The sequence below is a fragment of the Rhabdothermincola salaria genome (assembly GCF_021246445.1).
GTDB lineage: Bacteria > Actinomycetota > Acidimicrobiia > Acidimicrobiales > Acidimicrobilacustridaceae > Rhabdothermincola_A > Rhabdothermincola_A salaria.
Map to the genome: position 1 here is coordinate 72,124 of NZ_JAJQXW010000001.1, position 22,619 is coordinate 94,742.

Below are 22,619 nucleotides of genomic sequence, written 5' to 3' on the forward strand. Positions count from 1 at the left end.
ACGTTCGGCCCTGTCCGCCGAGCCGGTGTCGGGCGACGCTGTGCCAAAGGGCGAACCCGGGGAGCCGACGTGGCCGAGGATCGAGACATCGTGGACGCCGCCGCGGCAGCGGCGGCCGCCGGGCGCGGGGCCTGGTTGCACGACGCCATGGGTCCGGCCGACGCGGTGCTGTGGGACATCGAGGACGACCCGGTGCTGCGCTCGACCATCGTGGCGGTCGCTCTGCTCGACCGACCCCCAGACTGGGAACGGCTCCGGGATCGCCTGGACCGGGTGAGCTGTCGCATCCCGCGCCTGCGGGAGCGGGTGGTCGATCCGCCCCTCGGTCTGGGGCCGCCGCGCTGGGTGGTGGACGACGACTTCGATCTGATCTATCACCTGCGTCGGGTCCGCTGCCCCGCGCCGGGAGACATCCGGGCGGTGCTCGACCTGGCGCAGCCCGCGGCCATGGCCGCCTTCGACCGGTCCCGGCCCCTGTGGGAGTTCACCGTCGTCGAGGACCTGGCCGACGGACGCGCTGCGCTGATCCAGAAGCTGCACCACTCGGTCACCGACGGCGTCGGCGGGGTCGAGCTGGCGCTGCTGCTCCTCGACGACGGGCCCGATGCGATGCCCCCGCCCGACCGTCCGGCACCCCGTCCGCGATCGGCTTCGAGCTTGGCCGAGCTCTCGCTCTACGCCGCCGGTGAGCGCCTGGCGGCGTTGGTCGGGGCGGCCCGGGCCCTCCCGGCGTTCGCTCGCGACACCCTGCCCCACCTGGGGGAGGTCGCGCCCTCGTTGGGCCGGCTGGTCCGCCCGGTGAGCCAGCCCGCCTCACCGCTGATGCGGGGGCGCAGCCTCGCACGGCGCCTCCACGTCATGGAGGTGCCCCTCGACGAGCTGCGGGCGGCGGGCCACGCCGTGGGCGGCACCGCCAACGATGCCTACCTGGCGGCGGTCATCGGGGGTCTGGCCCGCTACCACGTCCATCACGCCGTGGCGCTCGACGAGCTGCGGGTCACCATGCCCATCAACGCCCGCCGGGCGGGCGACGACATGGTGGGCAACCGGTTCACGCCGGCCCGCTTCTCGGTGCCCGCCGACATCGACGATCCGGCCGAGCGCATCCGCCGCCTGGGCGAGCTGGCCCGCCGGTGGCGGAACGAGCCGGCCAACGCCTTCACCGACGCGGTGGCCGCCGCCCTCGACGCGCTCCCTCGCCCCGTCACGACGGCGGTGATGGGCTCGATGCTGCGCAACATCGACTTGGTGTGCTCCAACGTTCCCGGCCTGCCGGGCCGGGCGTGGTTGGCGGGGGCCGAGGTGCAGCGCCAGTTCGCCTTCGCCCCGCCCGGGGGTTCGGCGTTGTCGGTGACCTTGATGTCGCACATCGGCATCGCCTGCGTGGGCATCGCCACGGACGGCGTGGCGGTCCCCGACCCCGACCGCCTCCAGCAGGCCCTGGTCGAGGAGTTCGCGGCCGTGCTGGCCCTCGCCGATCCCCTCTGACCCGCCCGGGCCCTCGTCGCCCGCCGCCCGGACCCTTGCCGCCCGGACCCTCGCCGCGAACCTGTCGGAGAAGTGCGCTGGGGGGTGGCGCTCTTTCCTGACAGGTTGGCGGGTGGGGGGGGCGGGTCAGCCGGCGTACATCTCGTCGATGAGCTCGGACCAGCGGTTGGCCACGACCTGGCGCTTCACCTTGAGGGTGGGGGTCAGCTCCCCGCTCGAGATGCTCAGGTCGCGGGGCAGCAGCCTCCAGCGCTTGATGCCCTCGACCCGGGCGTGCTCGTCGTTGACCTGCTCGATGCTGGCGGCGATGGCGGCGTGCACCTCGGGGTCGCTGACCATCGCCTCGGCGTCGTTGATCGACTTGCCGTGGTGGGCGGCCCACTCCCGCACCGCGTCGGGGTCGAGGGTGAGCAGGGCGGTCAGGTACGGACGGCCGTCGCCGATCACGACCGCCTGGGAGATCAGCGGCTCGTAGCGCAGGCGGGTCTCGATCTCCTGGGGCGAGATGTTCTTGCCGGCCGCGTTGATGATGAGGTCCTTCTTGCGGCCGGTGATGCTGAGGTAGCCCTGGCGGTCGAGCGCCCCGAGGTCGCCGGTGTGCATCCAGCCGTCGGCGCCGAGGAGCTCCGCGGTGGCGGCCGGATCCTGCCAGTAGCCGGGGCCGACGTTGGCCCCCTTGACCAGGATCTCGTCGTCGGCCCCGATGCAGACCTCCACGCCCGGAGCGGCAGGGCCGACGGTGCCGATCTTGATGGCGCCCGGCGGGTTGATGGAGGTCACCGCGCCGTCCTCGGTCTGTCCGTAGACCTCGGCGATGGGGAGGCCGAGGCCCTTGAACCAGCGCAGCAGGTCGGGATGGATGGGGGCCGCCCCGGACACGAGGAAGCGGGCTCGGTCGAGCCCCAGCCCGGAGCGGACCTGGCGGCCCACGACGGCGTCGAGGAGGCGGTGCTGGGCTGTCTCGATCGTGCTGAGGGTGCCCCCGGCGCCCGTGACCCCGCCCTTGCGGGCGGCGAGGTGCAGGTAGCGCTCGCCCAGCTGGCGCTGGGGCAGCGGGGACTCCTCCACCTTCTCGCGGATGCCCTCGCGGAACTTCTCCCAGACGCGCGGCACGGCGAAGAAGATGGTGGGCCGGCAGTCGAGCAGGTCGTCGGGGACCGACACCAGGCTGCGGGCGAACCACGTCTCGCCCCCGGACAGGATCTGGCCGAAGTGGCTGACCGTCCGTTCGGCGATGTGCGACAGGGGCAGGAACGACAAGAAGCGGTCGTCGGGGCCGATGGGCACCACCGCGGTGACGTGCTCGATGTTGGCCGAGATGTTGCCGTGGGTGAGCATCGCCCCCTTGGGCGGACCGGTGGTGCCCGACGTGTAGACGATGGTGGCCAGGTCCTCGGGATGGATGGCCGCGCTGCGCTCGTCGACGACCGTGGGGTGCAGGGACAGCTCGTCGTCGCCCAGTTCGGCGAGCTCCTCGAGCTCGAGCACGAAGTCGTGGTCGAGGCCGTCGGCGTGGTCGAAGATGATCACCCGCTCGAGCTCGGGCAGGTCGTGGCGGCGCAGGAGCACCTTGGCCAGCTGATCGATGTCCTCGACGAACAGCACACGGCAGTCGGAGTGGCCGACCACGTAGGCGACCTGGCTCGAGGAGTTGGTGGGGTACACCGGCACGGTCACCGCGCCGACGCTGAGCACGGCGAGGTCGGCCAGGTGCCACTCGCGGCGGTTGCTGGACAAGATGCCCACCCGATCGCCGGCCTCGAGTCCGAGGTCGACGAGCCCGGCGCCGAGCCGGCGCACGGTGCGGGCGTACTCGTCCCAGGTGAGGGTCTCCCACCCGTCGCCCACGCGGCGGCGCAGCGCCGGGCGGGGCCCGTAGCGCGCCGCGTTGTGCCAGAAGACATCGACGATGGTGGAGCCCTGCGCATGTTCAGCCACACCCAGACCGTACCCATCCCCACTGCGTTCGACCCGGGGCGGAGGTCACGAAACAACACGGTCGATGGGCGAACTACGGTCCCCGTGGTGGCCAACCACAAGAAGACCAAGAAGCCTCGCAAGGACCGGCACCCCCTGCCCAAGGTGGGCACCCCCGCCGACGACGCCTACCGCCTCGAGCACAGCCGGCGCGACCTGGTCGACTTCGGCCTGGCCGGTCCCCGCAGCCGGGCCGTCGGTCTGATCGTCGCCGTGATCGTGGCCGTGCTGCTGGCCCTGGGCGTGCTGGGTCTGATCCTCTTCACCTGAGGCTGGGCAGGCCTCCCCTCGCCGACCGTGTCGGGTCCTCGGGGCTCCGGCGGGTCCTGTCCCGCACCAGAACCTGACGTGCTCGGTCGCTCGGAGCGGCAGCTTCGTCGACAGCCGCCGACGACCGACGAACCCTTCGTCGATCGCAGGCGGCGGTCGCCGAGCCGCACTCGCTCCCGTGCGCGCGTCAGAACCGGTGGTGCGGGCCACCCCCCGGAACCCACTCGAACCCGAAGCTGAGGGGAGCTGGTGCTGGTGACAGGCGGAGGAGCGCCAGCGACGGAGCCTCAGTCAGGTCCCGCGTTTCGGCGAAGCCGGCGGAGGGAGGCTTGCCGACCGGAGCAAAGGAATTACAGCGAGAGGCCTCCGTCGACGGGGATGATGGTGCCGGTGAGGTAGCGGCCGGCACGTGAGGCCAGGAAGATGGCCGTGCCGGCCATGTCGGAGGGCTCGCCGATGCGGCCGAGGGGGACGTTGCGGCGGATCTCGTCGCCGAACGCCTCGAGGGTGGAGGCCATCATCTTCGACTCGAAGGGGCCGGGGGCGATGGCGTTGACGGTGATGAGGTCCGGCGCGAGGCGGGCGGCGAGGACCTTGGTGAGGTGGTGCACGGCGGCCTTCGACGCCGAGTACGAGTAGGTCTCGAACAGGGGCACGTGGAGCCCGTCGACCGAGCCGATGTTGATGACACGAGCGGGGTCATCGGCAGTGGCGGCCGCGGCGAGGCCGTCGCGCAGGAAGCGGGTGAGGTGGAACACGCCCTTGACGTTGAGGTCGAGCACCCGGTCCCATGCGGCGTCGTCGAAGTCGGCCATGGGTGCGCCCCAGGTGGCGCCGGCGTTGTTGACCAGGATGTCGAGGCGCCCGTCGCCGGCCGCCAACACGTCGTCGGCCAGACGCCGGCACTCGTCCTCGGTGGAGAGGTCGGCGGGCATCGCCCGGCAGGTGCCGAGGTCCGAGAGCTCGGCGGCCACCTCGTGGCAGACGTCGGCCTTGCGGGAGGAGATGACGACCTCGACGCCGGCCTCGACGAACCCCCGGGCGATCATCAGCCCGATGCCCCGGCTGCCGCCGGTGACGAGGGCGGTCTTGCCTCGCAGGTCGAACAGATCGCTCACGACGGTGCGTCGCGGCTCGGACCGCCGGCGTCGATGAGGAGGTGACGGGACAGGTCGCCGAAGAGGGTGGGGACCATGACCCGTTCGGCGAAGGTCCAGCGCCCGTCGACGACGGCGAAGCGGTCGCGGTACCCGCCGGTGATGATCACCTGCAGCGGTACCTCGTCGGTGGCCTGCAGCACGGTGAAGCGCGACCGGCCGGTGGCGGTGGTGGCGTCGTCGGCGATCTCGATGATCGGGTTGGTGATCACGTGGTGGGTCTTGGGGGTCCCGTCGTCGTCGTAGCGCCGGGTGGTGCTCTCGTAGAGCTTGGTCACCGCCGACGCGCCGGTGGCGATGGGGCTGCCGTCGGGCCCACAGATGCGGCCATGGGCGAACAGCTCGCCGACACCGGCGAAGTCGCCGGCGTCGATGGCCTCGGCGTAGAGGTGCAGGAGGTTCTCGATCTCGCCCCGGTGATCGGTCGTCATGGCCGGACAGTACCGGTTGGACGTCGACCTCGCCTCGGAGTCGTGCGTCTGGGCCGAACGGACCGAATCGGCCCGAGCGATGGTCACGCAGCGTGGTCGCCGCCTAGTCTGTTCTCAGGAAAGGGCCGGAGACCGTCACCCAAGGTGGCGGGCACGTTCGTGCGCCGCACGTGGGGCCGGGCCCGGAGGTCGGGATGGAGCGAGACGACGGACGGGGAGCTGCACTCGGTGCGCCGCGCCGTGGTGCTCCGTCTCGCGAGGGATGGCGGCCCGGCGTGTTCGACCTGATGCCCATCGGCGTGGGCCTCTGGTCGCCCGAGGGGTTCCTGGAGCACGCCAACCCCGTCCTGTGCGACCTGCTGGGGGCGACACCCCCCGAACTGGTGGGCGGGGAGCTGCTCGACCTGGTCGACCCCGGCGAGCGGGTCTCGGCGGCGGCGGCCGTCACCGACGTCCTCGACGGCCACCGCAACGCGGCGTCGGTGGTGATCCGGGTCGCCGGTCCCGACGCCCTCGTGCCGCGGGCGGTGTCGTCCACCGGCTCCGGCCCGCGTGGTCAGTGGCCGGTCACGATGCACCTCACCGGGTACTACGGGGCCGACGGCCGGGTGGCCGGCCTGGTCGGCCAGGTCTTCGACTTCGAGGCCGCCGAGCCGTCGACACCGCTGCCCAAGGGCCTGGTCCAGGTCCTCGAGGAAGGCTCGGACTTCCTGCTGGTCGTCGAGGCCGACGGCACGGTGTCCTACGGGAACCGCTCCGCGCGCGGGGCCCTCGGGGTCGACACCTCAGTGGCTCGCACCACCACGCTCGTCGACGTGCTCGACGGCGACAGCCTCGAGTTCTTCCGCGAGGTGGTCGAGCCCGCGGTCGCGGCTGACGGAGCGTGGCAGGGAGAGCTGTTCTTCCGCGACCGCGACGACCAGGCGCTCCCGGTGTCGGCTCGCTTCGTCTCCCATCAGCCCGTCGGGACCACTCGGGAGGCCCACCCGGCGGGGGCCATCTCGATCTTCGCCCGCGACATCACCGACCTCAAGAACGCCGAACGGCGCCTGCGCCAGCTCGCCACCCACGACTACCTCACCGGGCTCCCGAACCGGCTGCTGCTCTACGACCGCCTCGAGCTCGCCCTCAACCGCTACGTGCGCTACGGCACACCGGTGGCCCTCATGTTCTGCGACCTCGACGGCTTCAAGCCGGTCAACGACCGTCACGGCCACGCGGTCGGCGACGCCGTGCTCATGGAGGTGGCCGATCGCATCCACTCGGTGGTGCGCGACACCGACACCGCGGCCCGAGTGGGCGGCGACGAGTTCGCCGTGCTGGTCGAGGGGGTCGACGACATGGACCAGCTCACCGCGGTCGCCCAGCGGCTCGTCTCGCGCGTCGCCGAACCGGTGCCGGTCGGGCCGGTGACCACCGAGATCGGGGTGAGCATCGGGCTGGCGGTCGCGTCGGCGTCGTGCCACGAGGTCGACACGTTGGTCGCCCTGGCCGACTCCGCCATGTACCGGGCCAAGGCCGCGGGGCGCGGGCGCTACGTCGTGGTCACCGACCCCGAGGACGCCTGAACGAGGCGACGCGGCCTCAGCCGGCTGCGCCGGGGTGGTTCGGTCCCCCCGGGTCGAGGATCTCGAGGGCCTCGTGGTGCAGCAGGCGCTTGTGCTCGGCGATCACGGCGCGGTCCTTGTCCGCCAGCGACCGGGCCCGTTCGAGGGCGACAGGCACCACCTGGTCCTCGGGCGCGGTGCGGTCGACGAACCCGGCGGCCACGGCCTCGGGTCCGGACCAGCGGTGGCCGGTGTTGATGGCCTCGGTCAGGGTCCGCTTGGGAAGGCGGGTGGCGAGGAGGGCGTAGATCCGAGGATCGACGGCCAGGCCGAGATCGGCCTCGGGCATGCACCAGTAGCCGCGGTCCTCGCGCATGACGGCGTGGTCGCACACCGTGCACAGCATCGCCCCGGCGCCGAAGGCGTGGCCGTTGACCGCCGCCACCGTGGGCCCGGCGAAGCGCAGGATCCGGGCCAGGCTGCGGAAGAGGACGGGGAAGAAGTCGCCGGTGCCGCCGACGTCGGCCATGACCCAGTCGAGGTCGAGGCCGTTGCTGAAGAACTTGCCGGTGCCGGTGATCACCAACCCGACCGGGCCCTTGCGGGCCTCGACCTGATCGAGGGCGGACGCCAGCTCGGTGGCGGTGTCGAGGTTCCAGCGGTTCTCGCCGCCGTCCATCGTGAGCAGGGCGATGTCGTCGTGCCATTCGAGTTCGATCATCGTCGGGGATGGTGCCAGACGGGAGCGTGGCCCGCTCGGAGCCGGGGCCGCCGGGTTGCCCGCCCGAGTGTGACCGATGTGACCCGGTTAGCCTCGGTTCGTGGCTGACTACCGACCTCCGCTCCGCGACATCCGCTTCGTGCTCGACCACCTCACCGACGTGGCGGCGCTGTGCGAGCTCCCGGCGTTCGCCCACCTGGCGCCCGACGTCATCGACGGGGTCATCGAGGAGAACGCCCGCTTCACCGCCGAGCTCATCGCGCCTCTCAACCGGTCCGGCGACGTCGAGACCAGCCGGCACGACCCGTCCGGCAACACCGTCACGACCCCCGAGGGGTTCGTCGACGCCTACCACCAGTACGTGGCGGCCGGTTGGGGCGGCGTCCCGTTCCCCGAGCCCTACGGCGGCGGTGGGTTCCCGTGGCTCATCGGCATCGTGCTCCAGGAGTTCATCTCCTCCGCCAACATGGCCTTCTCCATGGCCCCGCTGCTCACCCAGGGCGCCATCGACCTGCTCATGAACCACGGCAGCGAGGAGCAGAAGGAGACCTTCCTCACCAAGATGGTCACCGGCGAGTGGACGGGGACCATGAACCTCACCGAGCCCCAGGCCGGCTCGGACGTGGGGGCGGTGCGCACCAAGGCGGTCCCGGCCGACGACGGCACGTGGCGCATCACCGGCACCAAGATCTACATCTCCTTCGGTGAGCACGACATGGCCGACAACATCGTCCACCTGGTGCTGGCCCGCACGCCCGACGCCCCTCCGGGCACCAAGGGCATCTCGTGCTTCATCGTGCCCAAGTTCCTGGTGAACGACGACGGTTCGCTGGGGGAGCGCAACGACGTCACCTGCGTGTCCATCGAGCACAAGATGGGCATCAAGGCCAGCCCGACCTGCGTCATGAGCTACGGCGAGGGCGACGGCGCCGTGGGCTACCTCATCGGTGAAGAGAACCAGGGCATGCGCTACATGTTCACGATGATGAACAACGCCCGCCTCTCGGTCGGCCTCGAGGGCCTCTCGCTGGCCGAGCGGGCCTACCAGGACGCCCTGCAGTACGCCCAGGAGCGTCGCCAGGGCCGTGCCCCGGGCGCCCCGGCGGGCGAGACCTCCCTCATCGTCGAGCTCCCGGACGTGCGCCGGATGCTGCTCACCATGAAGGCCCTCGTCGATGCCATGCGGGCGATCATCTACACCAACGCCCAGGCCATCGACCTGGCCGAGCACCACACCGATGCCGACGTGCGCCAGCGCTACGGCGAGCTGGTCGAGCTGCTCATCCCCGTCTCCAAGGGCTTCGGCACCGACATGGGCATCGAGGTCACCTCGTTGGCCATCCAGGTGTACGGCGGCATGGGCTACATCGAGGAGTCCGGGGTGCCCCAGCACTTCCGCGACGCTCGCATCACGTCCATCTACGAGGGCACCAACGGGATCCAGGCCATGGACCTGGTGGGGCGCAAGCTGCCGATGCGCGGCGGTGGGGTGATGGCCGACTTCCTGGCCGACGTCGACGCGCTGGATGCGCGTCTGGCCGAGGCCGGCGACGAGCTGGCCCCGGTGCGCACGCAGCTGGCGGCGGCCCGGGCCACGGTCGGCGACACGGTGGCCTGGCTCATGGAGCACGGTCTGGCCGACGTCCGCGACGCGCTGGCCGGGGCCACGCCGTTCCTGCGCATGTTCGGCCTGCTGGTCGGCGGCCGCTACCTGGCGGAGGCCGCGCTGTCGGCCCGGGCCGCGCTCGACGCCGGTGGCGGCGACGAGGAGCACCTGCAGGCCCGGATCACCATCGCTCGCTTCTACGCCGAGAACCTCCTCCCGGGGGTCCAGGGGCTGGCCCCGGCCGTCACCGCCGGTCACGCCGACCTCTACGCCGTGGGCCCCGACGCCCTCGCCGGCTGAGTCGCCGTCGATGAGCACCGTCGCAGCCCTCTCCGTCACGGCCGACCTCTCGGCGCTGGCCTCCATCCCCAGCCCGAGCAGCGGCCGCCTCGGTCCGCTCAACATGTACGGCCTCATGATCGCCCTCGGCGTGCTGGCCGCCATCGAGCTCGCCCGTGTCCGCTGGCGCGACCGGGGCGGCAACCCCGACGACATCTACGCCATCGCCCTGTGGGCGGTGCCGGCAGGCCTGATCGGCGCCCGGCTCTACCACCTGGCCACCGACTGGCGCAGCTACGAGGGGCGCTGGGGCGACGCCATCAAGATCTGGGAGGGCGGCCTGGGCATCCCCGGGGGCATCGCCGCCGGGGTGGGCGTCGGGGTGTGGATCGCGTACCGGCGGGGCATGCGCCTGCCGGTCGGGCTCGACGCCGTGGCCCCGGCCCTCCCGCTGGCCCAGGCCATCGGTCGCCTCGGCAACTACTGGAACCAGGAGCTCTTCGGTCGGCCCACCGACCTGCCCTGGGGCCTCGAGATCGACGGTGGCAACCGTCCACTCGACTACGCCGAGTTCCAGACGTTCCACCCCACCTTCCTGTACGAGCTGCTGTGGAACCTGGCCCTGGTCGGGGTGTTGATCGCCGTCGACCGCCGCAAGGTCCTGCGCCCCGGCCAGCTGTTCCCGCTCTACATCGGGGGCTACTTCCTCGGTCGGCTCTGGGTCGAGGCCCTGCGCATCGACGATGCCAGCATCATCCTGGGCCTGCGGGTGAACATCTGGATGTCGATCATCGGCATCGCCGGCGCCGCCATCGTGTTCGTGGTGCGAGGGGTGCGGCGTCGCCCCGACGACAGCGACGAGCCCTACCGCGACGGACACCGGTGGGAACCGGCGGCCGTGACCGACGGAGGCACGGCGTCGGCCGACGGGCCCACCGAGCCGGCTGGTGGCGCGAGCGACGGCCGGCACGGGTCCGGGCCCGGGGTGAGCGCCGAGTCGGAGGTCAGCTCCGAGACAGGGGAGGACCGTCCACCGGGGTGAAGTCCCAGGGCAGCTCGGGGTCGAGGCCGCCGGCCAGGCGGTCGAGGTGGCCGATGCCGCGCAGGGTGCGGTCGAGGCGGTTCACGGGGTGATGCGGGGAGAGCTGGTCGGCCGGGCCCGGTGGGGGGAAGGCCAGCAGCTCTCGTACGTCGTAGGCGATGCAGTAGAGCCGCACCCGGTCGAGCTGGTGGGGGTGCTCGAAGAGGGCGGGATAGTCCTCGCACAGCCAGTAGGGCACGAGGGCGTAGTCGCGGGCCAGGGTGTCGTCCTCGTAGTCGGGTGCCACGTGCAGGTAGGGGTACGCGCAGAAGCGCAGCAGCACGTCGAGGTCGAGGTCGCACGGTCCGCCTCGGGCCCACTCGAAGTCGAGCAGGGCGGTGATGGCCCGCCCGTCCCACAGCACGTTCTCGAAGGTGAGGTCGCCATGGACCAGCCGGGAGGTGTCGAACGGCTCGAGCACCGGCGAGGTGGTGCGCACGAACCGCGACGCGTGCTCGGCGAGGAGCGGGTCGACGAACGGCATGGTGGCGACCAGGTCGATGGCACGGGCCAGCGGCTCGACCACGGCGAACTCGCGCTCGGCCAACAGCTGGGGGGCGGCGTCGATGAAGGGGAGGTCGGGCGGGCGCCGGACCTGGTGGAGCTGGCGGAGGATCTGGGCCAGCTGGCGCACGGCACTGCGCCGCTCGCCGTTGGACATCGAGGGCCAGCACCGGGCGAGGACCTCGCCGGGCTGGCGGCGCATGACCAGCCAGTCGGCGCCCAACGTGCCGCCGTAGGCGACGATCTCGGGATAGCCGATCGCAGGGGGGAGGAGGGGCCCCAGGTAGGCCTCGCGTCGGAGGCGTTGGTTGGGGCGCCGGTTCACCCGGATCACGTGCTCGGGTGCCAGCCACACCTCGTTGGTGACGCTGGAGGCCCGGGTGAGGGGCATCGTGTAGTCGAGCCCCGCCTCGGTGAGGGCTCGGCGGGCGCGAGCCTCGGCGAAGTCGCTCACCGCGTTCTCGCGGCTGAAAGAACGCGATGGGGTGCTGGTCGTCGTCGTGATCTGCGCTGCATCGACCTGCGCCCCGATCGTCTCGACCGTCGTTTCCGTGCGTCGTCGTCCGCCCACTGTCTACCTCCGCCGGGCCCGTGGGCATACGGCGGCCACCCTCGACGTTGACGTCGAGGGTCGGCACCGCGCCGACGCGCGTTCTTCCAGGAGGCTCCACCGTGTCGCTCTACGACCACGCCGTCAACAACCTCGACGGGTCCACCGCCGACCTCCACGACCTCGAGGGCAAGGCGGTCCTGATCGTCAACGTGGCCTCCAAGTGCGGGCTGACGCCCCAGTACGAGGGCCTCGAGCGGCTCCAGCAGCGCTACGGCGACCGCGGCTTCACCGTGCTGGGCGTGCCCTGCAACCAGTTCATGGGCCAGGAGCCGGGCAGCGCCGAGGAGATCCAGACGTTCTGCTCGACCACCTACGGCGTCTCGTTCCCGTTGACCGAGAAGGTCGAGGTGAACGGCGAAGGCCGCCATCCGCTCTACGAGGACCTCACCTCGGTGCCCGACGCCGCCGGCGAGGCGGGCGACATCCAGTGGAACTTCGAGAAGTTCCTGGTCGCGCCCGGTGGCGTCGTGGTCACCCGGTTCCGGCCCACCGTCGAGCCCGAGGCCGAGGAGGTGGTGGCCGCCATCGAGGCCTCCCTCCCGGCCTGATCGGCCCACCGGCCGGCCTCAGCCGGTACCCTGGAAGCTGACACAGGGCTGCCGCTCGGCTGCCCAGCGGCGCCGGAGGGCGTCGCTCCCCTCGTGCCGGCCCCACCGACGGTGGCGATCGTCGGCACCACGAACCGCTGAGGCCTGCCGACCACCATGACTTCCTTCGCCGATCTGGGCGTCTCGCCCGACTTCGTCGCCGCGCTCGCGGCCAAGGGCATCGACGCCCCGTTCCCCATCCAAGAGCTCACCATCCCCGACGCCCTCGCCGGCCGCGACGTGTGCGGCAAGGCCAAGACCGGGTCGGGCAAGACGCTCGCCTTCGGCCTTCCCGTCCTCGAGCGGGTCAAGTCGGCCGAGCCGCGCCGCCCCCGCGCCATCATCTTGGTGCCGACCCGTGAGCTGGCCGTGCAGGTCCGCGACGAGCTGGTCGCCCTGGGATCCACCCGCGACGTCACCGTCGGCGCCGTCTACGGCGGGGCCAGCATGGACACGCAGGTGAAGCAGCTGGTCAAGGGCGTCGAGCTGGTGGTGGCCACACCGGGGCGCATGATCGACCTGATCGAGCGCAAGGAGATCTTCCTCGACGACATCACCCAGGTGGTGCTCGACGAAGCCGACCGCATGGCCGACATGGGGTTCCTGCCCCAGGTCGAGTGGATCCTGCGCCACATCCCCGGCAGCCACCAGACGCTGCTGTTCTCGGCCACCCTCGACGGTGTGGTCGACACGCTCATCAAGCGGTACCAGACCGACCCGGCCATGCACGAGGTCGAGTCCACCACCGTCACGGTGGAGGAGATGCACCACCGGTTCCTCCACGTCCACGACATGGACAAGGTCAAGGTGGCGGCCGCCATCGCCCGCTCGTCGAACCGGGCCATCGTGTTCGTGCGCACCAAGCGCGCCGCCGACCGGGTGGCCTCCGACCTGCGGCGCGAGGACGTCGAGGCCGCCTCGATCCACGGCGACCTGCGTCAGAGCCACCGCGAGAAGGCCCTCGCCGACTTCGGGGCCGGCAAGCTCAGGGTGCTGGTGGCGACCGATGTCGCCGCTCGCGGCATCCACGTCGACGACGTCGACGTGGTCATCCACTACGACCCGCCCGAGGACGCCAAGGCCTATCTGCACCGTTCGGGCCGCACCGCCCGGGCCGGTGAGTCCGGCGTGGTGGTGACCCTCGCCCTCTGGAACGAGGAGCTCGAGATCAAGCGGATGCAGAAGCGCCTGAAGATCGATCAGCCCATCGTCGAGGTCTTCTCCAACGATCCCCGCCTCACCGACCTGGTGGCGTGGAACCCCGCGGACGACGCCGCCGCCGGCTGAACACCCCGTCCGCCGCCGCGGACCTGGCCGCCTTCGCCGATCGTGAGGGCCTGAGCCCGGGCGCGGTCATGGCCGCGGTGGTGGCCGAGGCCGCCTCCCGCCACGGCGTCGACCGCAGCCGGCTGGGCCCGCTCGGACGGGTCCCGGTGCCGGACGAGGCCGGGCGGGTGGTCGCCCACCTTGCCGTGTTCGATCCGCCGGGCGGCGACGACGGCCCGGAGCGCGACGCCGACCGGCTCGGATCGCTGCACCAGGTGCTGGTCGCCGCCGACGAACGCCGTCGGCGAGGTGTGCACTACACGCCTCGCGTCGCCGCCGAGACCCTGGTGTCGCTGGCGTGGGCGGAGTGGGAGTCGGGGGCACCCGATCGAGGTCGGCCGGCGATGGTCCTCGATCCAGCCTGCGGTGGCGGCGCCTTCTTGTTGGCGGCCGCCCGCACCATGCACGCGCAGGGAGTCGGCGCCGCCGAGGTGTTGGCGTCGCTGCGGGGCATCGACGTCGACCCGCTCGCAGTGGAGGTCACCATCGCCGCCCTGGCGCTGTGGGGATGGGCCGCCGGGATCGCCGACCCGCCCCTCGACGAGGGGGTCGTCCACCGGGCCGACGCCCTCGACCCGACGACCGCATGGTGGTCCTCGCCGGGTCGGGCGCCGGACCTGATCGTCGGCAACCCGCCGTTCGGGGGTCAGCTCCGGCGCCTCACGGCCCGGGCCCTCCCGGCCGCGGAACCGGGCGGTCGCCGCCACGGGTACGCCGACACCGCCGCGCTGTTCCTCCGGCGAGGGGTCGACGAGGTGGCCGCCGGCGGGGTGGTCGCCCTGGTGCAGCCGCTCTCGGTGCTGGCCACCCGCGACGCCGCCCCGGTGCGCGAGGCGGTGGGCGACGACCTGGTGGCGCTCTGGGTGCCGGACGGTCGGCTCTTCGACGCCTCCGTCCACGTCTGCGCGCCGGTGCTGCGGCGAGGGTCGGGGGACCGTCGGTCCCGCGGCACGGTGGTGGTGCGATCCGGGGCGTCGGCCGACCCGCTCGGTGAGGTGCCGCGGGAACGCCTCTCGCGTCACCGCAGCTGGGGCCCCCTGTGGGCGGAGGCCTCCGGGGTGCCGCCGGTGGAGCTGGGCCCGCAGGTGCTCGGCGACCGGTGCCGGTCCGGGGCCGGCTTCCGCGACGAGTTCTACGCGGTGGCCGACCTCGTCGTCGACGGGCTCCCGGCCGCGGAGGGGGCGGTGGCCGGTCGGCCGCCAACGGTGTCCCGAGTGGTGACGACCGGTCTGCTCGAGTGGGCGACGACGGGGTGGGGGCGTCGGTCGGCGGTGCTGGGCGGGGCCCGCTACGCGGCTCCGATGCTCGACCTCGGGGTCGTGCGGGCCTCGTCGGAACCCCGGCTCGACCGCGTGGTCGACGCCCGGACCGCCCCCAAGGTGCTGGTGGCCACCCAGACGCGGGTGGTGGAGGCCGTGGTCGATCCCGACGGCAGCCTCTGGCCCTCGGTGCCGGTGGTGTCGGTGCGGCTCGACGACCAGGCGGGCCCCGAAGGTGTCGGCGACGACGAGGCAGAGCTCGATGACGACGAGGTGGCGACCCGGCTGTGGCTGGTCGCGGCTGCGCTCATGGCCCCGCCCGTGACGGCCTGGGCGGTGCTCGAGACGGGCGGCACGGCCCGTTCGGCAGGCGCGCTCAAGCTGAGCGCTCGGCAGGTGCTGCGGGCCCCGTTGCCGGTCGATGTCGACGCGTGGGCGGAAGGGGCTGCGCTGCTGCGCTCGGCCTCGCAGGAGGGCAGCGTGGCCCCCGGACCCGAGGCGGTGGCGGCGTTCGGGCGGGTGCTCATCGCCGCCCACGGCCTCGAGAAGGCCCTGGCGGAAGAGGTCGAGCGGTGGTGGTGGGACCGCCACCCGCGGGGAGGAAGTCCACGGAATTATCGCTAACGTCTCCGGCGTGCTGGCGGGACGCGAGATCAGACGGGCCAAGGTCCGTTTCGGCCTGTTGGCGGGCGCCGTCGGGTTGCTGGTCTTCCTGATCATGTTCCAGCAGGCGTTGCTGGGGTCGTTGTTGAAGAGCTTCACCGGGGCCATCGAGAACCAGTCCGCCCAGGTGCTCGTCTACAGCGCCGAGGCCCGCAAGAACGTCGCCGGCAGCGTCATCCCGCCGCCCACCCAGGACGCCGTCGAGGCCGTCGACGGCGTCGGGTCCAGTGCCCCGCTGGGGGAGGCCACCCTCACGGTGGCCGCCGGTGGGGAGCAGGTCGACGCCTCCGTCTTCGGGTTCGAGCTCGGTGGTCCCGGCGAGCCCACCCGTCTGACCGACGGACGGCTGCCGACGGGGCCCACCGAGGTGGTGGCCAGCGGCGAGGATGCCGACGACGGGTTCGCGCTGGGCGACGAGGTCACCAGCGTCAGCGGCGACGTCGTGCTCACCGTGGTCGGGCTCACCGAGGAGAGCCGCTTCTCGGTGGCACCGACCCTGTGGGTGACCTTCGACGGCTACGAAGCCCTCCGGCGCGCCGCCAACCCGGACGCCCAGGGCGTGCTGCCCTCCCTCGTCGCCCTGATCCCCGCCGACGGGGTCTCACCCTCGGAGCTGGCGGGCCGGATCAACGCCCAGGTGCCCGACGTCGAGGCTCTCACCCGGGCCGAGGCGGTCTCCGAGGCGCCCGGGGTGTCCGCCGTCAACACCTCGTTCCAGCTGATCCTCGGGCTGGCCTTCGTGGTCGTCGCGCTCGTCATCGGCTTCTTCTTCTTGATCCTCACCGTGCAGAAGCTCGACTCGCTCACCTTGTTGCGGGCGGTGGGGGCGCCCACCGGCTACCTGGTGCGGGCCCTCCTGACCCAGATCGCCTTCGTCGTCGGTGGCGGGCTCGTGGTCGGGGTGGCCCTCACCGTGCTCGCGGTGCGGGGAGCGTCCGCCGGCCTGCCCATCTCCCTCGACCCGGTCACCCTCGGGCTGCTCGCCGTCGGCGTGCTGGTGCTGGCCGCCCTCGGCTCCGTCGTCACCCTGGTGCGGGTGGCCCGCATCGATCCGGCGGGTGTCGTGAGCCGACAGAACCTCGGTGGGCTGTCGTGAAGCTCGGTCTCGTCGAGCTCCTGCGGCGGCCGCTGCGCTTCGGCGTGGCGGGCTCGGCCCTGGTGCTGCTGGCCGTGCTGCTGTTGTTCCTCGGGGGGCTGCTCGACGGTCTGTACCTCGGGTCCACCGGTGCCCTGCGCGCCCAGGAGGCCCCCCTGATCACCTTCTCCTCCGATGCCCGCGAGTCGCTGATCCGCTCCCGTGTCTCGCCCGAGGTGCGATCCGAGGTGGAGGCGGTGCCGGGCGTGGCGTCCACGGCCGGCCTCGGGATCGCCCTCGTGGGCGGCCGGGTCCCGGACGAGGACGAGCTGGCCAACCTCGCCGTCGCCGGCTTCGAGCAGCCCGTGCGCTCCATGCCCGACGACGTGGACCTCGCCCCCGACGAAGCCCTGGCCGACCGCAGCCTCGAAGCCGCCGGCGTGGCACTGGGCGACACGGTGGCGGTGGGTAGCGGGGAGACGCCGGTCGAGGTCGTGGGGTGGGTGGAGGACACCGACTACCTCCAGCAGAGCGGCTTCTGGGTCCGCCCCGAGACCTGGCGCGGCATCCTCGCCGAGTCCCGGCCCGACGCCGTGCTCCCCGACGGCACCTTCCAGGTGCTGACCGTGACCCTCGAGTCGGGAGCCGACGTCGACGAGGTGGCCGCCGCCATCGATGCCGCCACCGATGGAGCCACCAGCACCCTGACCCGGGAGGCCGCCGTGCTGGCGCTTCCCGGCATCCAGGAGCAGAACTCCACCTTCGGCGCCATCATCTACGTCACCTTGTTCGTGGCCGGGCTGGTGATCGCCCTCTTCTTCGCCCTGCTCACCCTCGAACGCACCGGCCTCTACGGCGTGCTCAAGGCGATCGGAGCCTCGACCCGGCAGATCTTCGCCGGGGTGGTGGCCCAGTCCGTCGCCGTCGCCGTCGTGTCCTTCGCCATCGGCCTGGCCGTCATGCTGGGTCTGGCCCAGCTGCTCCCGGCCGAGGTGCCGGTCGCCATCGAGACCTCCCGTGTCGTGCAGATCGGCGTGGGTCTCGTCGTCATGTCCGCTCTCGGTGCGGCGGTCTCGCTGCGCCGCGTCGTCCGGGTCGACCCTGCGTCGGCCATCGGCTGACCCCGTCCCAGGAGCCGATCGTGCCCGCTCTGGAGCTCACCGACGTCCGCAAGACCTACCGATCCGGCGATGCCGAGATCGTGGCCCTCGACCACGCCACCCTCACCGTGGGCGACGACGAGATCGTGGCCCTGGTCGGGCCGTCCGGGTCCGGCAAGACCACGCTGCTGTCCATCGCCGGTGGCCTGCTCACGCCGTCGGAGGGCACCGTCGTGGTCGGCGGTCAGGACATCTCCGCGTACTCGGCCAAGCAGCTCACCACCTTCCGCCGCGACGCGGTGGGCTTCGTCTTCCAGGCCGTCAACCTGGTCCCCTTCCTCACCGCCCGGGAGAACCTCATGGTGGTGAACGACTTCGGGAACCGGCGCAGCCACAAGGTGGCGAGGGAGCGAGCCGAGCGCCTCCTCGACGAGTTGGGGCTCTCGGAGCGCACCGACAACGTGCCGGGGCAGCTCTCCGGTGGCGAGCGCCAGCGGGTGGCCATCGGGCGGGCGCTGATGAACGAGCCCGATCTGGTACTGATCGACGAGCCCACCTCGGCGCTCGACACCAAGCTGGGCGAGCAGGTCATGGAGCTCATCGTCAACGAGGTGAAGAGCCGCGAGACCGCCGCGGTCATCGTCACCCACGACCAGCGGATGACGCACTACGCCGATCGCAGCGTGGCCATCGTCGACGGCCACCTGACCGACTGACGCGCCGCGGCCGGCGTGGCTGTCGGTCCGGTCGATCCGCCGCCGGGTCAGCCGTGCTCCACCCGTTCGCCGTAGCGGGGGACGACGCAGACCCAGCCCAGCCGATCGGCGACGGCCTCGGCCAGGGCGGCTGACGCGGTGGGCTCACCGTGGACCACGTACACCGCCTCGGGTTCGGTGGGGGCGGTGGCCAACCAGTCGACGAGCTCGGCGGCGTCGGCGTGCACGCTGAAGGCGGGGAGGTCGACGACCTCCGCCCGCACCGGCACGTATCGGCCGAGCAGCTTCACCTGGCGGGCTCCCTCGGCCAGGGCCCGTCCCCGGGTGCCCTGGGCCTGGAACCCCACGAGGATCACGGTCGATCGATGGTCGGGCAGGTAGCGGGCCAGGTGGTGCAGCACCCGGCCCCCGCTCGCCATCCCGGAGGCCGAGATGATGATCTGGGGCCCCCGAGCGGTGTCGAGCGCCTTGGACCCCTCGACGTCGCGGACCTCGCGCAGGTCACCGGGGTCGAAGGGGTCGCCGCCGCCGTCGGCCAGCTCGGACAGGTCGGTCCGGACGTCGGGGTCGCCCCGGTCGACCGCGTCGCGGTAGACGGCCAGCGAGCGCAGCGCCATGGGGCTGTCGACCGAGATGGGCACCGCCGGGATGGCCCCGGACGCCCGCAGCCGGCGCAGGTGGTGCAACAGCACCTCGGTGCGGTCGACCGCGAAGGCCGGGATGACGACGGTGCCGCCTCGGCGGGTGGTCCGGGTGATGGCATCGGCCAGGGCGGCGACGGCGCCCTCGTCGTCGTGGCGTCGGTTGCCGTAGGTCGACTCCACCACGATGACGTCGGGGCGGACCGGGCCGAGGGTGGCCGGCGGCGAGAGCAGCGGGTGCTGGGGCCGGCCGAGGTCGCCCGAGAAGGTGAACCGGCGGGCGTGTGGCTCGTGGTCGTCGCCCCAGGTGGCCTCGAGGGTGGCCATGGCCGAACCGAGGATGTGGCCCGCTGGCCGGAAGGTCACCTCGACCCCCGGCGCCACCTCCGTCGGGGTGTCGAAGGGCGTCACCCGCAGCTGCGAGAGCAGGGCCCGGGCGTCGTCCTCGGTGTAGAGGGGCAGGGCGGGGGAGTGCTTGGAGTACCCCCGCCGGTTGGCCCAGCGGGCCTCCTCTTCCTGGAGGTGGCCCGAGTCCGGCAGCACGATGCCGACCAGGGAGGCGGTGGCCGGCGTGCAGTGCACCCGGCCCTCGAAGCCGGCGACGGCCAGCGCCGGGAGGTACCCGCAGTGGTCGACGTGGGCATGGGTGAGCACGACGGCGTCGATCGTCGACGGGTCGACGGGGAACGGCGCCCAGTTGCGCAGCCGGAGCTCCTTGAGGCCCTGGAACAGCCCGCAGTCGACGAGCACCCGCGCATCGGGGGTGTCGAGCAGGAACCGCGAGCCGGTCACGGTCCCGGTGGCACCGAGGAAGGTGAGCACCGGGGCTTCGGGGCGCGGGATCGATGGGTCCACTGGGCGTCTGCCTCCGGCTCGAGCGGGGTCGTCGCACGCCGGCGAGCGCCGTGCGGGGGTCATGGTGGCACGAACGGGTTCTCGGGCCCCCACGGCCCAGACGGTATGATCTCGCCCACGACATCAGGAGTGGCCCGCCCGGCGGGTCCGGCAACCTGGGAAGGACACCCAAGGTGCCAACCCTTCCGACACCCCCTGGGTGGCGGGCGGGGATGTGGCTCACGTGTGCGTGGGCAACGAAGTGTCCGAGGAGTGCCATGAACCAACCGACGAGTCGAGCGCCGCTCAGCGCCGACCCTCTCCCGGCCAGCGGAGCCTGGCGCCCCGGCGACCCCATCGGCGATCGCCGCTTCGCCCACCTCGCCACCGACCGGGCGTTCGTGCTCGAGGGCGGCGGCGCGCTCCACGACGTCGAGATCGCCTACGAGACCTGGGGGGAGCTCGACGCCGACGGGGCCAACGCCGTGCTCGTGTGCCACGCCCTCACCGGCGACAGCCACGCGGCCGGCCGAGCCGGGCCCGGCCACCCGACGGCGGGGTGGTGGGACGCCCTCATCGGTCCCGGTCGCCCGCTCGACACCGACCGCTGGTTCGTGGTGTGCCCCAACGTCCTCGGTGGGTGCCAGGGTTCCACCGGCCCGGCGTCGCTCGATCCCGCCACCGGCGCCCCCTACGGATCCTCGTTCCCGGTGGTCACCGTCAGGGACATGGTGCGCACCCAGGCCGCCCTCGCCGATCAGCTCGGCGTGACCCGATGGCTCTCGGTCATCGGTGGATCGATGGGCGGCATGCAGGCCCTGGAGTGGGGCGTGATGTTCCCCGATCGGGTGGCGTCGGTCGTCGCCATCGCCACCACCGTGGCGGCCAGCGCCCAGCAGATCGCCCTGTCCAGCGTGCAGCGCAGCGCGATCGCCCTCGACCCGGCCTGGCGAGGGGGCGACTACTACGACGCCGGTCCGGGGGAGGGCCCCCACCAGGGCTTGGCCGTCGCCCGGGGCATGGCCCAGATCACCTACCGCACCGAAGGGGTCTACGGCGAGCGCTTCGGCCGCAAGGAGCTCGATCCGCTCGACGACCGCTACACCCTCTGGCAGCGCTTCGACGTCGAGGGCTACCTCGACTACCACGGGGCCAAGCTGGTGCGGCGCTTCGACGCCAACTCCTACCTGGTGATCAACCGGGCCATGGATCTGCACGACATCGGGCGAGGCCGAGGGGGAGTGGAGTCGGCCCTGGCCCGGGTGCGAGCCCCGGTGATGACCATGGCCATCGGCTCCGATGCCCTGTACCCGCCCTACCAACAAGAGCTGATCTGCGACACGCTCGGCTCCATCGGGCGCGAGTGCGTCCACGTCGTGATCGACAGCCCCGACGGCCACGACGCCTTCCTGATCGAGACCGCCCAGGTGGGAGCGGCCCTCGCCCCTTTCCTCGCCGACGTGGAGAAGACCCGCTGATGACCGCCTTCGATGCCCCCGACGGGCCCCTGGCCGCGACCGAGCCGGCCGACGCGGCGGCTCCCGGCCCCGGGGCCGATGCCCGCCTGCACCCCGACACCCGGGCCATCCGTGCCGGCCGGGCCGACAACGACACCGCCCTGGCCCCGATCCTGTGGGCCACCACCACCTTCGTGACGCCCACCGTGGAGGAGGGGCGGCGCATGGCCACGGCCGTGGGCTCGCCTCGCTTCTACAGCCGCTACGGCAACCCCACCGTCGCCGGCTTCGAGGACGCCATCGCCGAGCTCGAGGGGGCCGAGCGGGCCCGCGCCTTCGCCTCGGGCATGGGGGCCATCAGCGCGGTGGTGCTCGGCCTGTGCTCCCAGGGCGACCACATCGTCGCCCAGCGCCAGCTCTACGCCGGCACCCAGCTGCTGTTGCAGACCGCCTGCCCGCGCTTCGGCATCGACGTGACCTTCGTCGACGCCACCGAGCCGGACGCCTTCGCCGCGGCCATCCGACCGGGCGTGACCACGATGGTGCTGGCCGAGACACCCGCCAACCCTCGTCTGGACCTGGTCGACCTCGATGAGATCGGCGCCATCGCCGGGCCCATCACCGTGGTCGACTCCACCTTCGCCACCCCGTTGGGCCAACAACCCCTCGCCCACGGCGTCGACCTCGTCGTGCACTCCGCCACCAAGGCCATCGCCGGCCACAACGACGCCACCCTCGGCGTGGTGGCCGGGAGCGCCGAGCTGGTGGACTGGCTGTACTCGTTCGCTGTGCTGCAGGGGGCCAACGCCTCGCCCTTCGACGCCATGAACGGATTGCGGGGCCTGCGCACCCTCGGGGTGCGGGTGCGCCAGCAGAGCGAGGGGGCGGCCGAGCTGGCCGCCTTCCTCGAATCCCACCCGTTGGTCGCCGACGTGCGGTGGCCGGGGCTGGCCTCGCACCCCCAGCACGAGCTGGCCCGGCGCCAGCTGGCCCACTTCGGCGGTCTGCTCACCTTCGACCTCACCGGTGGTCTCGAGGCCGGGTGCGTCTTCGTCGAGGCCCTGCAGATCGCGCAGCTGGCCACGTCGCTCGGCGGCCCCGAGACCCTCGTGACCCACCCGGCCTCCACCACCCACGTGAACCTCACCCCCGACGAGCTGTGCGCCAACGGCATCGGTCCCGGCACGGTGCGGGTGTCCATGGGTCTCGAGCACCCGGCCGACGTGGTGGCCGACATGGCCCAGGCTCTCGACGCCGTGGCCGCGGCCGGACACCGCTGACGCCGAG

Annotated in this window: 19 protein-coding genes; 13 read left to right on the forward strand and 6 right to left on the reverse strand. The window is 72.4% G+C overall.

The window, feature by feature from the left end:
- The first annotated feature begins 69 nt into the window (after positions 1–69).
- Entirely contained in the window at positions 70–1,488 is a 1,419-nt protein-coding gene (locus LUW87_RS00350; protein ID WP_232669089.1) for a wax ester/triacylglycerol synthase family O-acyltransferase, read from the forward strand.
- Positions 1,489–1,614: 126 nt separating this feature from the next.
- Here the strand turns inward: LUW87_RS00350 and LUW87_RS00355 are convergent, their stop codons facing one another.
- Positions 1,615–3,426: an AMP-dependent synthetase/ligase gene (locus tag LUW87_RS00355; protein ID WP_232669090.1), complete on the reverse strand. Its 1,812-nt coding sequence runs from the start codon at positions 3,424–3,426 to the stop codon at positions 1,615–1,617.
- 87 nt (positions 3,427–3,513) lie between these two features.
- Here LUW87_RS00355 and LUW87_RS00360 point away from each other — a divergent pair, with 87 nt between their 5' ends.
- A complete protein-coding gene (locus tag LUW87_RS00360; RefSeq protein ID WP_232669091.1) occupies positions 3,514–3,735 on the forward strand; it encodes a hypothetical protein in 222 nt (73 codons plus the stop codon).
- A gap of 350 nt (positions 3,736–4,085) precedes the next feature.
- Here LUW87_RS00360 and LUW87_RS00365 read toward each other — a convergent pair whose 3' ends face one another.
- Positions 4,086–4,853 (reverse strand): SDR family oxidoreductase, encoded by a 768-nt coding sequence (locus tag LUW87_RS00365; RefSeq protein WP_232669092.1) that lies wholly within the window; start codon positions 4,851–4,853, stop codon positions 4,086–4,088.
- Positions 4,850–5,323, reverse strand: a complete 474-nt coding sequence (locus LUW87_RS00370) for a nuclear transport factor 2 family protein (RefSeq protein ID WP_232669093.1) — start codon at positions 5,321–5,323, stop codon at positions 4,850–4,852. Before LUW87_RS00370 ends, LUW87_RS00365 begins: the two co-directional genes overlap by 4 nt.
- A gap of 275 nt (positions 5,324–5,598) precedes the next feature.
- Here LUW87_RS00370 and LUW87_RS00375 point away from each other — a divergent pair, with 275 nt between their 5' ends.
- Positions 5,599–6,891, forward strand: a complete 1,293-nt coding sequence (locus tag LUW87_RS00375) for a sensor domain-containing protein (protein ID WP_346742385.1) — start codon at positions 5,599–5,601, stop codon at positions 6,889–6,891.
- A gap of 16 nt (positions 6,892–6,907) precedes the next feature.
- Here LUW87_RS00375 and LUW87_RS00380 read toward each other — a convergent pair whose 3' ends face one another.
- Positions 6,908–7,591, reverse strand: coding sequence for an enoyl-CoA hydratase/isomerase family protein (locus LUW87_RS00380; protein WP_232669094.1), 684 nt, complete (start codon positions 7,589–7,591; stop codon positions 6,908–6,910).
- Positions 7,592–7,691: 100 nt separating this feature from the next.
- Between LUW87_RS00380 and LUW87_RS00385 the strand changes: the two genes are divergently transcribed.
- Both LUW87_RS00385 and lgt read left to right on the forward strand, forming a co-directional pair.
- Positions 7,692–9,497, forward strand: a complete 1,806-nt coding sequence (locus LUW87_RS00385) for an acyl-CoA dehydrogenase C-terminal domain-containing protein (protein WP_232669095.1) — start codon at positions 7,692–7,694, stop codon at positions 9,495–9,497.
- A gap of 10 nt (positions 9,498–9,507) precedes the next feature.
- Entirely contained in the window at positions 9,508–10,518 is a 1,011-nt protein-coding gene (gene lgt, locus LUW87_RS00390; RefSeq protein ID WP_232669096.1) for a prolipoprotein diacylglyceryl transferase, read from the forward strand.
- Here lgt and LUW87_RS00395 read toward each other — a convergent pair.
- Entirely contained in the window at positions 10,481–11,515 is a 1,035-nt protein-coding gene (locus LUW87_RS00395) for a phosphotransferase family protein (RefSeq protein ID WP_232669097.1), read from the reverse strand. The two genes, lgt and LUW87_RS00395, sit on opposite strands and share 38 nt — an antisense overlap.
- A 218-nt stretch (positions 11,516–11,733) precedes the next feature.
- Between LUW87_RS00395 and LUW87_RS00400 the strand changes: the two genes are divergently transcribed.
- The 6 genes from LUW87_RS00400 (at position 11,734) to LUW87_RS00425 (ending at position 18,400) form a co-directional block, all read left to right on the forward strand.
- On the forward strand, positions 11,734–12,222 hold the full coding sequence (locus LUW87_RS00400) for a glutathione peroxidase (RefSeq protein ID WP_232669098.1): 489 nt from the start codon (positions 11,734–11,736) through the stop codon (positions 12,220–12,222).
- 156 nt (positions 12,223–12,378) lie between these two features.
- Positions 12,379–13,548, forward strand: a complete 1,170-nt coding sequence (locus LUW87_RS00405) for a DEAD/DEAH box helicase (protein ID WP_232669099.1) — start codon at positions 12,379–12,381, stop codon at positions 13,546–13,548.
- Positions 13,515–15,470 (forward strand): N-6 DNA methylase, encoded by a 1,956-nt coding sequence (locus tag LUW87_RS00410; RefSeq protein WP_232669100.1) that lies wholly within the window; start codon positions 13,515–13,517, stop codon positions 15,468–15,470. Before LUW87_RS00405 ends, LUW87_RS00410 begins: the two co-directional genes overlap by 34 nt.
- Positions 15,471–15,480: 10 nt before the next feature.
- Entirely contained in the window at positions 15,481–16,605 is a 1,125-nt protein-coding gene (locus LUW87_RS00415; RefSeq protein WP_232669101.1) for an ABC transporter permease, read from the forward strand.
- Entirely contained in the window at positions 16,602–17,705 is a 1,104-nt protein-coding gene (locus tag LUW87_RS00420) for an ABC transporter permease (RefSeq protein ID WP_232669102.1), read from the forward strand. Before LUW87_RS00415 ends, LUW87_RS00420 begins: the two co-directional genes overlap by 4 nt.
- A gap of 20 nt (positions 17,706–17,725) precedes the next feature.
- Entirely contained in the window at positions 17,726–18,400 is a 675-nt protein-coding gene (locus LUW87_RS00425) for an ABC transporter ATP-binding protein (RefSeq protein WP_232669103.1), read from the forward strand.
- Positions 18,401–18,447: 47 nt separating this feature from the next.
- Here the strand turns inward: LUW87_RS00425 and LUW87_RS00430 are convergent, their stop codons facing one another.
- On the reverse strand, positions 18,448–19,896 hold the full coding sequence (locus tag LUW87_RS00430; protein ID WP_232669104.1) for an MBL fold metallo-hydrolase RNA specificity domain-containing protein: 1,449 nt from the start codon (positions 19,894–19,896) through the stop codon (positions 18,448–18,450).
- Positions 19,897–20,153: 257 nt separating this feature from the next.
- Here LUW87_RS00430 and metX point away from each other — a divergent pair, with 257 nt between their 5' ends.
- A complete protein-coding gene (gene metX / locus LUW87_RS00435) occupies positions 20,154–21,353 on the forward strand; it encodes a homoserine O-acetyltransferase MetX (protein WP_232669105.1) in 1,200 nt (399 codons plus the stop codon).
- Positions 21,353–22,612: a trans-sulfuration enzyme family protein gene (locus LUW87_RS00440; protein ID WP_232669106.1), complete on the forward strand. Its 1,260-nt coding sequence runs from the start codon at positions 21,353–21,355 to the stop codon at positions 22,610–22,612. The genes metX and LUW87_RS00440 overlap by 1 nt, the downstream gene beginning before the upstream one ends.
- Positions 22,613–22,619: the final 7 nt, after the last annotated feature.